Genomic DNA, 14,112 nt, shown 5'->3' with positions numbered 1-14,112 from the left:
GCGCACACACTCGGCGATTTTCGGGACAGTTTACGATAATCGCTAATCTGACTTCATGTATGAAACGAAGAGTTCTCCCCCATTTTCTTTTTTGCCTGGCATTAACCTTCCAGACTGTGCTCGCCCAGGCACCCTATAAATTCACTTTCCAGGGAATAGCCATCAATAATATGGCTCAACCAGTTCAGAATGCTTCCATAACCGTCAAAATAAGTATCATAAAAAGTCAGGTTCTTGGCCCTGTTGTTGTCGAAGAAACGCAACCTGCTCAAACGGACTCAAACGGTATGTTCACCATAGTTGTCGGAGCAGGCGGTGGCGATCTCTCCCAGGTAGAATGGCCGTACGATATTTTCTTTCTCAAAGCGGAAGTTGATGATGAAAACAACGGCAAATTCCATTTCATTGGGATGACCCAGCTTCTAAGCGTTCCATATTCTCTTTACGCAAATGAATCCGGAAAGTGGCGGAATACGGAACCGGTTGTTCAAAGGAGAGATCTGAAAAATGGACAAAGTCTTCCTCCAATTGGTGCAGGAGCGAGAATGATATGGTATCCAGGCAAGGCCGCTTTCCGTGCGGGAGCAAATTTCGATAAATGGGAGGATCAGGGAATAGGCCGGTTTACCTTTGCCTCGGGATTCAACACAGAAGCTTCCGGAGATTTTTCCACGGCTTTGGGTGACCGCTCTTCCTCCACCGGCGAGTTTTCCATATCGGGGGGCTTCGTCAGCAACGCCAAAGGAAAATCAGCGATCGCATTGGGGTATTCAAACGAGGCCCACCAAGATCATTCAATCGCACTCGGACATACTTCGCAGGCGTTCAATCCATTTTCCATAGCCTTTGGCTCCAGCGCCACGGCCATGGGCGATTACGCCATTGCATTCGGACATCACACAATAGCCAAAGCAAATTTTGGCGTCGCCCTGGGGCTTTTTAATAATTCATTCGACCAACCTAACGGAAGTTTAACAGACAGGCTGTTTCAGATCGGTAATGGTCTGGACATCAATAATCGCTCCAATGCACTGACAATCCTGCGGAACGGAAACATAGGCGTTGGCGGAAAAGCTGTCAGTCCCCAGTTTATCCTTGATGTAGGATCACGCATGAGAATCCGGCACGACAACGCAACTTCGGGGCTTTACCTAGATAATTCTCAAAATAATCCGGAGGGCTTCATGGGAATGAAAACCGACAAACAGATCGGCTTCTACCTCAACGGTGCGTGGCGGTTTTGGATTGATGAAAACGGAAACGCTTCCACACCCTTTGGGGTGCTTCAAGTTTTCAGTTCCGATGAACGATTGAAACGGGATATTACTCCATTGAAAGGCAGCATCGATGCCGTCACCCGTTTACACGGTTATCATTATCATTGGATCGATCCCAAGCGAGGAACAGAACTGCAAACGGGTGTGATAGCCCAGGAAGTTGAAAAGTACTTCCCCGAACTCGTCCAACAAAACGAGAAAGGGTTTAAAACGGTGAATTACATCGGCCTGATTCCACATCTGATAGAATCAGTCCGGGAATTGAAAAATCAAACGGCGGAGATTGCCGAGCTAAGAAAGGAAATTAGTGAGCTCAAAGCACTGGCAGGTGGAAATACCAACAAAAACGCTGCGCTGCAAAATACAACCAAAACTAAGTAGAACTAGACTTCATTTTTTTGAGGGTTAAGGGTGATTCAAACAGAGACCGCCGGTTCGGCTGTCTCTGTTTTGTTTCCAGGCAAATTAACTTTTGGATGTTTCGCTTAACTGCCGCTCTAACGCCCGCCTGGTCAATGAACCGTAGGTGATTGCTGCCGTAATGCTGATCAACGACCACATCCCGTAGTCCTTTACAAACCCACCCGCATCCTTTAATCCTGCAAAATATGCCGCAATACCGCAAGCGGCACCGACAATCCCGGCTAGCAGAAAAGATAATATGCATTGCCACACCCAGCGCCCCGGCTTCGGTAGTAACGAGCCCACCAAACCGGCATTGATCATGCCGATCGTTGCGTACATAAAAATGATATCGAACGGAATGTACAAAGTATAGTAACCAAGCCAGAAAGCGGCAGGTACAAGCAATAGAAAATAGCCTAAACCCTTGAATGTACCGATAGAAAAACGGATTTGAAGCGCCCGGTTTTGCCCTATAACGAGTAGCACGATAAAAGTTACGAGCGAGACATTGTGCATAACAAGCTGTGGGCCAGTCAGGACCTTATCATGCGGTCCGGTAAAATAATGCGCCAGAAAGGGGTGTAGAACGGCCAAGCCTAATGCATTGGCAAAAATGTGGTTGCGGACCCAAATTTTCAAAAGCAGGGCAGTTTCCCGGAAAGGAAGTGCAGGAGCCTCCGCCGGAAGAATCATTTCATTTTTCATTGATATGGCTGAATAGTTTATGTGCAAACATCGCAGGAACTCCCTTGCGACAATACAAAGGTATTCCCCACGTAGCGGGCAAATACTTGACGATCGTCAAGAAAGCACGGAGCTCGCCAGCCGTTTTCGTATACGGCTCAAACTTTCGGCACTAACGCCCAGCATATTGGCCAGGTGTTTCAACGGTACACGTCTTGCAAAGTCAGGCTGATGTTCGAGCAAATGCAGGTAACGGTCTTCCGGGCGGTCCCAGGTGAGTCGCGAGGCGCGTTCAGCGGCCTCCTGTGCTGCCCGCTCGCTGATCACCCTCGAAAAGCGCTCGAAAGCGGGACATTCTGTCAACAGTAGCTCGCGATCCGTTTTGGAAAGCGTCAGAACGATAGAGTCTTCCATCGCTACTGAATTATTGATGGTAGGCGTACCACGGTAGAAACTGTCAAAATCGGTGAAGAATTGATTTTCAAAGTTGACATTGCAAGTTTTTTCCACGCCCTCGCGCCACGTGAAATGGCGAATAGCGCCCTTGCTTACAAAACCGATAAAGTCGTATTGCCTGCCTTCCCGGATAAGGAATTGCTTCCGTTTCAGTCTGATCGTTTTTAAATAGCGCGCCACGATAGTCAGCTCCTCAGCCGACATTCCCGCCACTTCCCGACAAAGATTTAGCAGAGACTCGGTCATAATAAATTTAAAATAAGATACTTATCACAAAAATACCTTAAACCGATTGCCCGAAAATGCCGTTCACGAACTCCGGCCTGTCACGAATGCAGCACTTCGGGCATATCCTTCCTGAAATCCTCCCCGTAAATCCGGTTATATTCACGGGCGAAGTTCTCAAAAGTGGTTTTTGCGAGCGAATGCTTGCCCAAATGGGCCAACGCCTTGCATTTGAGAATCATTGCTTCCTCATTCACAGGATCAAAATAGAACACGTAGTTGGCCAACTTCACGAGAAACTCGGGATCGTCGGCAATTTTGATCGACGACGCATAACGCAGGTAGGCATCGACGATCTCGTTCGAAATCTCGGATTTGAAGCTGTCCAGCCATTCATATTCCACATTCGAAAGGAAATTGCCCCGCTTGGTAATGCTGGCAAGCTCAATGATGCTTTGCTTCGTAAGCAGTTTACGGTTTCCGAGCAATGTGAGGTAATGCATATAATCAACCTCGATCTTCTCAAAGTCTATTTTGATCTTCCAGTAACCCGTCTCTTTCGATACCTGGCAATACTTCATCTTGTCGAGGATCGCTTTCAGTTTCGCGATATTCACGGAACGGTTGTTCCGCGCACTTTCCGATGGCTTATCGAACCAAAGCAGTTCCTTTAATTTCTCCGAACTGATTCCGTCCCAACGGATAGAGTAAAGTAGTATTACCAGAAATAGCTCCTTCACCAACGGGCTGAACTGCTTGGTGATCTCATTTCCGTCGTCATCATATAACTGTAAATTACCGAACAGTAGAATGCAGCTTTTGTAAGGCAGCGCCTTTTCGACAACCTCTTCTTCCGTCACCGGCTGCTCAGCCCCGGGTAATAGCTCCGGCACGGCCCCTACTACCGGCGCCTTTGTCGCTTTTTGCTTGCCCAGTTGCCCCGGCATATAACGATAGAGCCAATACGCCAGCAACGCAGCCAGGAAAATCGCGCCGATGATCCACACGCTGCGTCCTGATGAGTCTCCCGTCGAGGTTATTTGCGGGGCCACGGTTTCGAGTGGTGGGGCGTAAAGCGAGTAAATCGCTACCCTGGTATGCAAATTCGTGTCCCTGTAAAGCGTCACGGCAACGAAGCGGCCATTGGCCTTGTCGTAAAAAAGATCGGCAAAAGACTCGATATCAATAAACTTGTAAGGCACTTTCGAGCCTACCGGCGTGAACTCCGGACGAGTGAGTGACCCCTTGATCAGTTGCAGCTCGGAGCTGAATTGATGCTTCGGAAATATCAATGCATAGTAAGAGCTATCCTGCTCATTGATAATCATTGAGTTAACAAAGACAAAATCCTCCTTCGGTACTGTTAATTCATAGATCTTCCTGAATTTCCGTTGCGCACGGTCGAAATAGAGCAGGTCGTACCAATTCCGCGGGTTGAGCATTTGCTGCCCGGTGGAGCTGCCATATCCGCCTATCACATACGCGCCTCCTTGCGTGGCGCCCAGCGCGGCCAGGTACCGGGGCGTGAAAACAGAATCTTCCAGTGCAACTTGCTGCCAAGTTCCGGACGGCAGATGGTAACGCTGCACTTCCTTTTTATAGGCAAGATGCCCGTAACCTCCCAGCACATAGATCGAAGAATCGGCAGGCGAAAGGAATTTATTGGCGTGGAGGTAGTAAGTCTTGGCCTGGGCGGGAATATCATTCTTATCCCAGCTGCGTGTTGCCGTGTCAAAGGCTGTAACCTGCTTTTCGTTCAGAAAAATGTTATACAAACGGTTTCTCCCCGTATCAAGCAGTACCTGGTTATCCACATAAACAGGTTGCTTTCCACTCCGGTAAGGCATCGTTACCAACCGGTTGCCCGCCAGGCTGAACCGCACGAGCGAATCTTGCGCCACGACAAAGACGTTACTGCTTTTTTCATCGAATCCGACGCGCACGTAGCCTTTCAATGTAACGGTTTGCAGGAGCTTCCATTCGTAATGCAGCTTTTTGATCCAGATCGGGTGGGTGGCAGCTGCGGCTTTTTGCCGGATTTCCTCCGTGGCTTTCAGGCCATCCGTTTCGTTCAAAGGCCAGTGATAGACTGTCCGTCCGCCCTGGCGCAGTTCCACGTTCCGGACCTTCATCGGCGGTACGTCGGTGGTGCGGAATTCCTTGTACTGGTTAGCACCAAAAAGGATCTTATAACAACCCTTCGTTACATATTTTACGGGTTGAGAAAAGCTGTGGTTTCCGTACACGACGGTAATCTGTTGCTTCTGCTTTTGAAAACGCAGGATGATCCGATTCCATTTGGCGAAAAGATCATCTCCGCGGAAGTCGAACGAGGTGGGTGAAAATTGCTCCCCGATCACGAGTTTAAAATGGTTCTGATTGACGGAGCTATTGTCGTAAATCAGGTCGATATTTTGCTGATCATCCCCGATGACGCGGACAATGTAGCCGAAATAGGTCTTTTTATTCCTCAAAAAGGACAGCTCAAAAGCGAGCTCGAAGTCGTCGTCCAGGCAAATCGGTCCCTCCGGACTCAGGTCGAGTCCTGTGCGTTTGTCCTGCACTGCTTCAAAGCTCTCGAAACCAAGCCCGTACGACTGGCCCCTCACCTGAAAAGCGACGCCCAGCAATACAATTGACCAAAAATAAAAGAGAATAGACCTGAATTTCATAAGAGCGGGTTGGCGGGAAAACCGTGGGAAGTTTTCTCCTGGCAATGCATTTAAGGGTTCTGTTAATCGATTGTTAAGCTTTTCTTAAGTAACGCGCGTTTAATTCGTGTTCGCTTCCCAAAACTATACTTGCACGATATCAATTTAAAGTTAAACAATAACCAGGGTTTTTAATAACCCGCTAAATAGTGGTCTGTTTTTTCAGGAAAGCCCGGCACAACCAGCTATCTATACTTTTTAAAACCATAACCAACCAAAATATAAGCGCCGAAACCGTCATTAAATTTGATTAAGCATGATTCAACCCTTTAAAAAACTGACTAATTCCTCATTCATACTTGCTTTTTGTTTGCATTCTTTAACCAGTCCTGCACAAAAAAGTCCTGAAAAAGACAATCTGCAATATGTCGACCTGCGCATTGGAAACGTAGGCCAGCTTCTGGAACCGACCCGGCCCACCGTGCAGCTGCCCAACCAGATGATACGCATGTTCCCCATTCGCCAGGATTACCTCGACGACCAGATTTCGAGTTTTCCGGCCATCATCGTATCGCACCGGCTCGGTCAGGCATTTGCATTGCGGCCCGGCACTCGGCCTGTCTCCGCCGATTCATGGAAACACAAAATGGCCTACGATCACGACCTGGAAGTGCTCCGGCCTTATTATTACTCCACTTATCTGATTGACGACGAAGTAAAAGTAGAATTTGTCCCCGGCAAAAAGGCCGGCATTTACCGCTTTCAATTTCCTAAGAATAGTCAGAAAAACATCCTTTTCGACCAGTATAACAATGGGGAAAGTAGCTGGAAATTCACGGGCGGAAAAGAAATAATCGCCCGCGAAATTTACCATGACGACATCCCCATTTACCTCTACGGAACATTCAGCGAGGCGGGTAAAACAGGGTCGCTTGATGGTGAAAATGTTGTATCCGGGGACGAAGCAGAAGGAAAGAGCGTCAAAGCCTACATTACATTCCCCGAGCATGCTTCCACGATCGAATTTCGTTACGCGATTTCGTTCGTAAGCGCCGAACAGGCGAAGAAAAACTTTGAAACCGAGGTAAAAAACACCGGGTTTGAAAACCTAAAAAAAGCGGGTGAACAGATTTGGGCTAAAACAATCGGACAAATCCGTGTAGAAGGCGGTACCGAGGCGCAGAAACGGAGCTTCTATTCATCGCTTTACCGTACCTATGAGCGCATGGTGGACATTTCAGAAGACAATCAATATTACAGTGGTTATGATAAAAAGGTCCACACCAGCGAGCGGCCGTTTTATGTAGACGACTGGACCTGGGACACTTATCTCGCGCATCACCCGCTGCGTGTGATCCTGAACCCCGCACAGGAGGAGGATATGTTGCAATCATTTGTGCATATGTATGAGCAAAGCGGCTGGATGCCTACATTTCCGGTGCTTTTCGGCGATCATGCATGTATGAACGGCTTCCATTCCTCGGTAACCTTGCTGGACGGCTACCGCAAAGGCCTTAAAAACTTCGATATTGCCAAAGCGTACGAGGGCATGAAAAAGAATGCCGAGCTGGCGACCATGCTTCCCTGGCGAAACGGTCCCAAATGTGAGCTCGACGATATCTATCATTCCAAAGGCTTCTTCCCGGCACTTCCTCCGGGCGCAAAGGAGACCGTAAAATTGGTCGACGGCTTTGAAAAGCGCCAGGCCGTAGCGGTTACCCTGGGCGGCAGCTACGACGACTGGGCAGTGGGCCAACTGGCGAAAGACCTCGGTAAAAATGCCGATTCTCAGAAATTTAACGCCCGGGCAACCAACTACAAAAATCTTTGGAATGAAGAAAAACAAATGTTCATTCCCAAAGACAGCCAGGGCAAATGGATTGCCATCGACCCGAAATTCGACGGCGGAATGGGTGGCCGTGATTTTTATGACGAAAACAATGGCTGGACTTACAAATGGCAGGTGCAACACGATGTGAATGGTCTCATTTATTTAATGGGAGGCAAAAAGAAATTCGAAAGCAGTCTCGATCAACTGTACCGGGAAGGGCTCGGTCGTAGCAAATACGAGTTCTGGGGCAAATTTCCAGACGCAACGGGCCTGGTAGGACAATATTCGATGGGTAATGAGCCGAGCTTCCATATTCCCTACCTCTATAACTTTACCGACTCTCCCTGGAAAACGCAGAAACGCATTCGCTTCCTCCTCGACGTGTGGTTCAAAGACAACGTCTTCGGGATTCCGGGTGACGAAGACGGGGGCGGTATGACCGCATTTGTTGTATTCTCTTCGATGGGTTTCTACCCTATCACCCCTGGTTTACCGGTTTACACGATCGGCAGCCCTGTTTTCGAGAAAGTTTCAATCGATCTGCCGAACGGGAAGGAATTTAAAGTGATTGCCAAAAATTGCTCGGTGGTTAACAAATACATTCAAAGTGCTAAGATGAACGGTAAAGCGCTGAATGTGCCCACATTCACGCACGAGGAACTGGTGAACGGCGGAACGCTGGAACTGGAAATGGGGCCATTGCCGAATAAGGGGTGGGGAGTTGGGGAATGAGTGAATGAGTGAATGACTGAATGATTGAATGATTGAATGATTGAATGAGCGAATTTTGAATGACTAAATTTTGGGGATTAGGGACTATCGCGTTAACTGTGTAAACTTTCAATCTAAGTCCTGTCTTAATATTTGGAGTAGGTGTTTATCAGTTAATTGATCGCTCATTCAATCATTCAATCATTCAAAATTCTTCTGATACCCCGCCGGCGTCACGCCTGTCCACCGCTTGAACGCCCGGGAGAAGGCACTTAACTCGTTGTATCCTAACATGTAGGATATTTCTTTTACGTAGTACTCTCCACTTTCCAGGTAATGCAGTGCCAGCGATTTACGTACATCATCGGCCAGCTCCTGATAGGTAACTTGCTCGTCTTTCAGTTTTCGTTGCAGGCTGCGCGGGCTCACATTGAAATTGGCAGCCATTTCTTCCAGCGAAACAATGCCCAGATAGGCGTTTTTCAACAAATATTGCTGCACTTTCTCCTGCCACGAATCTTTGCCAGCCTTTCCGGATGCTGCTGTACCGACTTTCTGCAAAAGACTTTCCTGCAAAGCGTAATTGGCGGTAAGGATCGGCATATCCCAATATTTACGATCAAAAGAAATGGCATAGTCATCCTCTGAATGGGTCGGGACACAGCGCAGAACGCGTTCCAGCTCGGGGGCTGCGGCGTCGGTAAAAGGCATCGTGATATGTTCCGGGCGTATGCGCGCCAGGATGAGCCCGTCGAGTTCGTGCACGGCAAAAACGAGAAAAAAGCTGATCATTTGTTCGAATGCGAAGGGGGAAGCCGCGCGGCGGTTCTCATCCGGATGCAGGCGAAGCGTAAAGGTCTGCGTGTCAAGCTCAACAGTCATGCCAAACAAATTAGTGATCAGCGGCGTAAGGGCAACGACGTGCTTCACTCCTTGTCCAACCGTAGTACTGCTTTTGATAATCTCGCCTACGATCCCCAAAGCAGCCAGTTGCAGCGATTCGCCCAAATGAAGCCCAAACAGCGCGTCGTTGCTCAGGTGACACGCATTCAGCCACAGATCGTTGAACTGTTTCGGACCTATTTCCAAATCTCCGCCGTTCGTGAGCGCTTGGAGATCGATACCCGAAAGACGGCAGAGTTTTTCCAACGGGAGATCACGCTGGGCGGCATATGCCATGAAAGCGAGGACAAATTGTTTTTGCTGATCGTTCATAGGGTAAATTTAAACGCTCCACCCTGAACGTAAAAGCACTTGTCGTATAATGGTAAGCGATTGTCGCTCCCGGTCCCCTTAAAATAAAATAGCCCTCCGGCAGCACCGGAAGGATATTTATGATACTCAACGTTAATTAATGCACAAATTTACTGTGTATACAACAGTACCTTTATAGAGTTAAAACGTTGCAAATGTAGATACATTTCTACAACTCAAACCTTCAATAAATTTTTAGATTTGTGTGCTATCCACTAATGTCCGTATCCTTTGATCAACTGTTATGAAGATATTGATCGTCGAAGACCATCCTCTAATCCGGATGGGACTGAAACTTCTCATTTCCGAATCGGATCCAAAAGCCTCTGTCACTCAGTGCGATACATTCCCAGAAGGCCTTGCATTGCTGGATCAGGACCGGTTTGACCTACTGATCCTGGATATTGACATTCCAGGCGGAGAGAACATCAAAATGATGAACATGATCCGCGGCAAACAGCCGGACATCATCATTTTGATACACTCGGGATACGACGAGCAGGTGTACGCATTGCCCTACATTAAGGCGGGCGCCAACGGGTTTCTTTCTAAACAGGCCTCGCACGATGAATTCAAGGCGGCACTGAAAGCCGTGATGAGCAAAGGCAAATATGTGAGTTACCAAGTGCAACAAATCCTGCTCAATACGATCAAAGACAACAATTTCGGTAAAGTAATGAATCCTATTACCAGCCTTTCCCCTAACGAAATGCGCGTGATGCAGCTACTGACCGAAGGCAAATGGACCAAGGAGATAGCGGCGATCATGAATGTGAAAGAGAATACGGTAAGCACTTATAAACGTCGTATTTTCAATAAGTTGGACGTGGTAGATTCGATTGAGCTATCCAAAAAGGTTTCGCTGCTCAAACAGTTCTAGCCGTATGAAATTGCAGGGTAAAGCGCGTTTGCCCGCTTCGCTGCTGGGGTAAGGAAACTTATCTGCATAGCCGACAGGGTGCGGACTGTGCCTTCCGAACTACTTCGTAAAAAATATATTGAACAAATATAAATGCAGAAATTTTGTAAATAAGCGTAGTATAAAAACTACTACATAAGTAACCCAAATTAAATTAAACAATTATCTTATGCATTAAAGTTATTTCTATTACTTCATACAAGTAATTGATTTACAAACGATTGTGCGTAGATTTTCTTAAATAACCACAGAAAAAATTCTATCCTCCATTTGTTTCAACGCTACAAAGGCAAACGGATAAGCCACTTAAATTTACCGCATGGGAACGGTATTCGGATCCCGCTGGGAAACCTTTATGACCCGTTTCGTAAATGAAACACATACTGCTTATTGAAAACCATTCCATTGTAAGGCTTGCAACCCTTTTCATTATACGTGACGTGCTCCCGGCTGTCACTTTCTGGGAAACCGACAACTTTCCGGACGCCTTGCACATCGTTTCCACACAAAGACTTGATCTGATCCTTCTCGATATTAACATTCCCGACGGCGAGGGATTTCAAATGATCGCGAAGATCCGCCGGCTCCAACCCGAAATCGCCATCATGGTATTCTCAGCTATCGACGAGGAGCTGTATGCCATGCATTATCTCAAAGCCGGGGCAAATGGTTTTCTTTCTAAAAACGCCTCCACGGAGGAGATCCGAACGGCTATTGTGGCTATGCTTACGAATGGCCGGTACGTAAGCGAAATGGTGCAGCAGCTCCTCCTTCGCGGTAACGTCACGCCGGAAGTGCGGCAAAGCAATCCGCTTGCCGCACTTTCTCAACGTGAAATCGAAGTAATGGACCTGCTGCTGCAAGGTAAGTGGACGAAGGAAATCGCCACATTCCTGAATATCACCGGTAGTTCGGTAAGTACCTACAAGCTGAGAATCTTCGAGAAGCTGGGCGTCGACACGGTCATCGAACTTTATCAAAAGGTCAGCAGGCTGAGGGAGTAATCCTTCGACGGTTAGCCCATCAACTCCTCCCGTAATCTGCGCGCTACCACCTTATCTTCGCCGGGCTGCAACATCCAGGCTGTGATACGGATAAGGTTGGCCCCTTTGAGTGTATCCTCAGTGGCGGGGTCAATGGAATCCGAGCCCGCCTGATAGTAGTATAACGGTAATCCGGAGAAGCCTGCTTCTATGGATGGCGAGCCGAACCGAAGCTTATCGCGCAGCTCGCGGCCTGTCAGTTTTACGATGCTATCGTCCCAGCTGACCGTCAGCGTCGGCGTGATATTTCCGAGTTCGGGGATCGTCACTTTGGTGGTAATGCCGGGGAGATCCTTCACTGCATTTTCGATGCGCGCAATTTGTGCTTCCCAATCCTTCCATTCGCGGTCGTGATCGCCGGAGATGAATTTCTCGAGTGCCACGTACATGCCCAGTATTTCTTCCTTATTAACCTTGTGTCCCCGTGCGACTGTGAACCCGCGCGGAGGCGCGTTCAGGCGGGCGGCTGCGACGATGTCTTTGCGCCCCATTAATATCCCTGCGCTTTGCGGGCCACGCATGGCTTTGCCTCCGGAAATAAACACCATATCGAAACCCATGTCGTTGAACTTCCAGAGATTGGAAACCGGCGGCACATCAGCAGCAATATCAATCGAGGTAGGAATATTATGCTTTTTGCCTAATGCGATCCATTCCTCGTGTTTGATATGCCCGGCATGCGCTGTAATATTCAGGAAATGCAGCAATGCTGTTTTCTCATTGATAGCCTTTTCCACGTCCTCGATCGTCTCCACCTCAACCACGGTACAACCCGTGTTCAGAAAAGCATGGTTATATCGCTCGTTGTGGGATTTCTGGCAAATCACTTCCGACTTCATCCCGGTCCCTTCCAGGTGCGGCAGCTGTTCCACCTTACGTACATCCAGGCCCGTGAGCACGCCCGCGAGGCCGAGTGTCATAGCCGAAAAAGCGCCGCACGTCACCATCGCCGCTTCCGAGTGTACCAGTTTAGCGATCTTCTCCCCCACCTTGTCCTGCACTTCATCGATCATACAAAAATGCCGGGAGGTGTTTTCGATCGTTTCCACAACTTCATCATGCATAATGCATCCCGACATATAGGTAAGCGTTCCGGCCGCATTGATGAACGAGCGGATGCCGAGCTCGGCAATAACATCCCGCTTTTTCTTGCGGGACACATAATCAGCCCGCTCCCCGGAAACCGGAAGCGAGCCGATTAATGGCAATGTGGTAAGGCTTTGAATAACTTTTCTGCGTTTCATGGGTTCAGGTTTTGCTTGAAACGCAAGATACGAATGAGTGAGTGAATGAGTGGATTTTGAATGACCGAATGACTGAATGACTGAATTTTGAGGGACTATCGCATTAACAGTGTAAACTTTCAATCTAAGTCTTGTCTTAATATTTGGAGTAGGCGTTTATCCGTTAATTGGTTGATCGCTCATTCAATCATTCAATCATTCAGTCATTCAGTCATTCAATCATTCAATCATTCAGTCATTATCTTTCCCCTTCGGCACGATCCGGAAATTGTCAAACGCCATATCGCAATCGAGATCACCGCCGCCGTGGAAGAGCAGGCGCGTGTAGTAGCCTTTGGCGCTGACGGTGAGTTTTGAGCCTGCACTTTCATAACTTGCTGCGATCTCGTCGAATGGTATCACCACCGTTTGCCATTGTCCTTTGGTATCGTAAGGCGGCAACCAGGTATATTGGCTATCGTTGAAGCCACTCGCCAGCCCTGCGGTAATTTTCAATACGTTATTATTGTAAGGCTTAATGGTATTGACTTCAAATTTCAGGACATAATTGGCGGGTTTCAGGATCGCCGAGTCAGGGATGTTCTTGCTGATGGCGCCCATGGCATCGGGCGGGCCACCGGCCACCTCGGTCCATTGCCAGCCACCTATCGCCTTTTTGACCCGGATATAATTACCATTGATCGACGGCGGATCTCCCGCGCCCGGCTTCGAAACGACAAATGCCGGGTTCCACCAACCGGTAAACGGATCGCTGCTCAGGAAAATGTTGCGATTGTCACGGAACCAGAGGTCGGACTTCGTTTCACCGAATTTGGTTTTAATCGTCAGAGGTCCAGGCTCCGCGCCCTCCGGCACAGTGACCTGTATTTCCTGATCCTTCACATTAACAAGCATACCCTGTTTTCCTCCTGCAAATGTTACGGTAAGCGGTTGGTAAAAGAAGTCGCCGCGAATCGTGGCTATGCCCCCTGCCGGAACATACTCGCTCAACATCGCCGATATGAGCGGCTCGCTGATCTTCACTTCAAAGCTATGTTCTAAGATCTTACCATTGGAGAAGATGATCCGCATTTTGTTACTGATCTCGTTCGGAATCTGCGTCGGTATCGAAACCAGGATCGTCGTACTCGTGATGTACGTGGGCGTCAGGCTCGCGCGCTGGTCGTTGAACCAGATTTCCTTCGCATCCTGCAAGTTTTCTCCCACAATGGCGATCAGATCCCCCTGCCCGGCCCCGGTAAGCAGCGAATCGGCATCTTCCGGGTCGGTCACGCGGATGAAGTTGACCACAGGCTCACCGTTGTTTGGAAGATCGTCCTTCTGGCAAGAAATACTGAATGCAGTAATCAGCGCCAATGCGGCCATCAGCGCAAGGTTTCCTAGATTAAATAGTCTATTCATAAAAATGCCTG

General features: G+C 48.4%; 10 protein-coding genes. 4 read left to right on the top strand and 6 right to left on the bottom strand.

Annotation, left to right across the window (positions count from 1 at the left end; all coding sequences use genetic code 11):
- The first annotated feature begins 59 nt into the window (after positions 1–59).
- Positions 60–1,658: a tail fiber domain-containing protein gene (locus ACQ4MZ_RS04045; RefSeq protein WP_430843200.1), complete on the top strand. Its 1,599-nt coding sequence runs from the start codon at positions 60–62 to the stop codon at positions 1,656–1,658.
- A gap of 84 nt (positions 1,659–1,742) precedes the next feature.
- Here ACQ4MZ_RS04045 and ACQ4MZ_RS04040 read toward each other — a convergent pair whose 3' ends face one another.
- The 3 genes from ACQ4MZ_RS04040 to ACQ4MZ_RS04030 all read right to left on the bottom strand — a co-directional run bounded on the left by ACQ4MZ_RS04040 (position 1,743) and on the right by ACQ4MZ_RS04030 (position 5,719).
- Positions 1,743–2,387, bottom strand: coding sequence for a hypothetical protein (locus tag ACQ4MZ_RS04040; RefSeq protein WP_430843198.1), 645 nt, complete (start codon positions 2,385–2,387; stop codon positions 1,743–1,745).
- Between the two features lie 96 nt (positions 2,388–2,483).
- On the bottom strand, positions 2,484–3,068 hold the full coding sequence (locus ACQ4MZ_RS04035; RefSeq protein WP_430843196.1) for a Crp/Fnr family transcriptional regulator: 585 nt from the start codon (positions 3,066–3,068) through the stop codon (positions 2,484–2,486).
- Positions 3,069–3,148: 80 nt separating this feature from the next.
- Positions 3,149–5,719 (bottom strand): galactose oxidase, encoded by a 2,571-nt coding sequence (locus ACQ4MZ_RS04030; RefSeq protein WP_430843194.1) that lies wholly within the window; start codon positions 5,717–5,719, stop codon positions 3,149–3,151.
- A 295-nt stretch (positions 5,720–6,014) separates the two neighbouring features.
- Here ACQ4MZ_RS04030 and ACQ4MZ_RS04025 point away from each other — a divergent pair, with 295 nt between their 5' ends.
- Positions 6,015–8,261, top strand: coding sequence for a GH92 family glycosyl hydrolase (locus ACQ4MZ_RS04025; RefSeq protein WP_430843192.1), 2,247 nt, complete (start codon positions 6,015–6,017; stop codon positions 8,259–8,261).
- 180 nt (positions 8,262–8,441) lie between these two features.
- On the opposite strand, the gene ACQ4MZ_RS04020 is transcribed toward ACQ4MZ_RS04025, so the two are convergent.
- The gene (locus ACQ4MZ_RS04020; protein ID WP_430843190.1) at positions 8,442–9,455 is read right to left on the bottom strand and encodes an AraC family transcriptional regulator ligand-binding domain-containing protein; all 1,014 of its coding nucleotides are present in this window, start codon (positions 9,453–9,455) and stop codon (positions 8,442–8,444) included.
- A gap of 283 nt (positions 9,456–9,738) precedes the next feature.
- Here ACQ4MZ_RS04020 and ACQ4MZ_RS04015 point away from each other — a divergent pair, with 283 nt between their 5' ends.
- Together ACQ4MZ_RS04015 and ACQ4MZ_RS04010 are read left to right on the top strand one after the other, a co-directional pair.
- The gene (locus ACQ4MZ_RS04015) at positions 9,739–10,374 is read left to right on the top strand and encodes a response regulator transcription factor (RefSeq protein ID WP_430843188.1); all 636 of its coding nucleotides are present in this window, start codon (positions 9,739–9,741) and stop codon (positions 10,372–10,374) included.
- Positions 10,375–10,784: 410 nt separating this feature from the next.
- Positions 10,785–11,417, top strand: coding sequence for a response regulator (locus tag ACQ4MZ_RS04010; protein ID WP_430843186.1), 633 nt, complete (start codon positions 10,785–10,787; stop codon positions 11,415–11,417).
- Between the two features lie 11 nt (positions 11,418–11,428).
- On the opposite strand, the gene ACQ4MZ_RS04005 is transcribed toward ACQ4MZ_RS04010, so the two are convergent.
- Together ACQ4MZ_RS04005 and ACQ4MZ_RS04000 are read right to left on the bottom strand one after the other, a co-directional pair.
- Positions 11,429–12,700, bottom strand: coding sequence for an aminotransferase class V-fold PLP-dependent enzyme (locus ACQ4MZ_RS04005; RefSeq protein WP_430843184.1), 1,272 nt, complete (start codon positions 12,698–12,700; stop codon positions 11,429–11,431).
- A 231-nt stretch (positions 12,701–12,931) separates the two neighbouring features.
- Positions 12,932–14,101: a glycan-binding surface protein gene (locus ACQ4MZ_RS04000; RefSeq protein WP_430843182.1), complete on the bottom strand. Its 1,170-nt coding sequence runs from the start codon at positions 14,099–14,101 to the stop codon at positions 12,932–12,934.
- Positions 14,102–14,112 lie beyond the last annotated feature (11 nt).

Origin of the sequence: Dyadobacter sp. BHUBP1 (assembly GCF_050587785.1) — a bacterium.
Lineage (GTDB): Bacteria > Bacteroidota > Bacteroidia > Cytophagales > Spirosomataceae > Dyadobacter.
The sequence above is the reverse complement of the archived record's forward strand: the minus strand, read 5'-3'. Positions and strand labels throughout refer to the sequence as shown.

Bases quoted from the DNA above. Each gene is read 5' to 3' on its own strand.
- ACQ4MZ_RS04040 (WP_430843198.1), bottom strand. From the start codon at position 2,387: ATGAAAAATGAAATGATTCTTCCGGCGGAGGCTCCTGCACTTCCTTTC.
- ACQ4MZ_RS04030 (WP_430843194.1), bottom strand. From the start codon at position 5,719: ATGAAATTCAGGTCTATTCTCTTTTATTTTTGGTCAATTGTATTGCTG.
- ACQ4MZ_RS04035 (WP_430843196.1), bottom strand. From the start codon at position 3,068: ATGACCGAGTCTCTGCTAAATCTTTGTCGGGAAGTGGCGGGAATGTCG.
- ACQ4MZ_RS04000 (WP_430843182.1), bottom strand. From the start codon at position 14,101: ATGAATAGACTATTTAATCTAGGAAACCTTGCGCTGATGGCCGCATTG.
- ACQ4MZ_RS04025 (WP_430843192.1), top strand. From the start codon at position 6,015: ATGATTCAACCCTTTAAAAAACTGACTAATTCCTCATTCATACTTGCT.
- ACQ4MZ_RS04020 (WP_430843190.1), bottom strand. From the start codon at position 9,455: ATGAACGATCAGCAAAAACAATTTGTCCTCGCTTTCATGGCATATGCC.
- ACQ4MZ_RS04010 (WP_430843186.1), top strand. From the start codon at position 10,785: ATGAAACACATACTGCTTATTGAAAACCATTCCATTGTAAGGCTTGCA.
- ACQ4MZ_RS04045 (WP_430843200.1), top strand. From the start codon at position 60: ATGAAACGAAGAGTTCTCCCCCATTTTCTTTTTTGCCTGGCATTAACC.
- ACQ4MZ_RS04015 (WP_430843188.1), top strand. From the start codon at position 9,739: ATGAAGATATTGATCGTCGAAGACCATCCTCTAATCCGGATGGGACTG.
- ACQ4MZ_RS04005 (WP_430843184.1), bottom strand. From the start codon at position 12,700: ATGAAACGCAGAAAAGTTATTCAAAGCCTTACCACATTGCCATTAATC.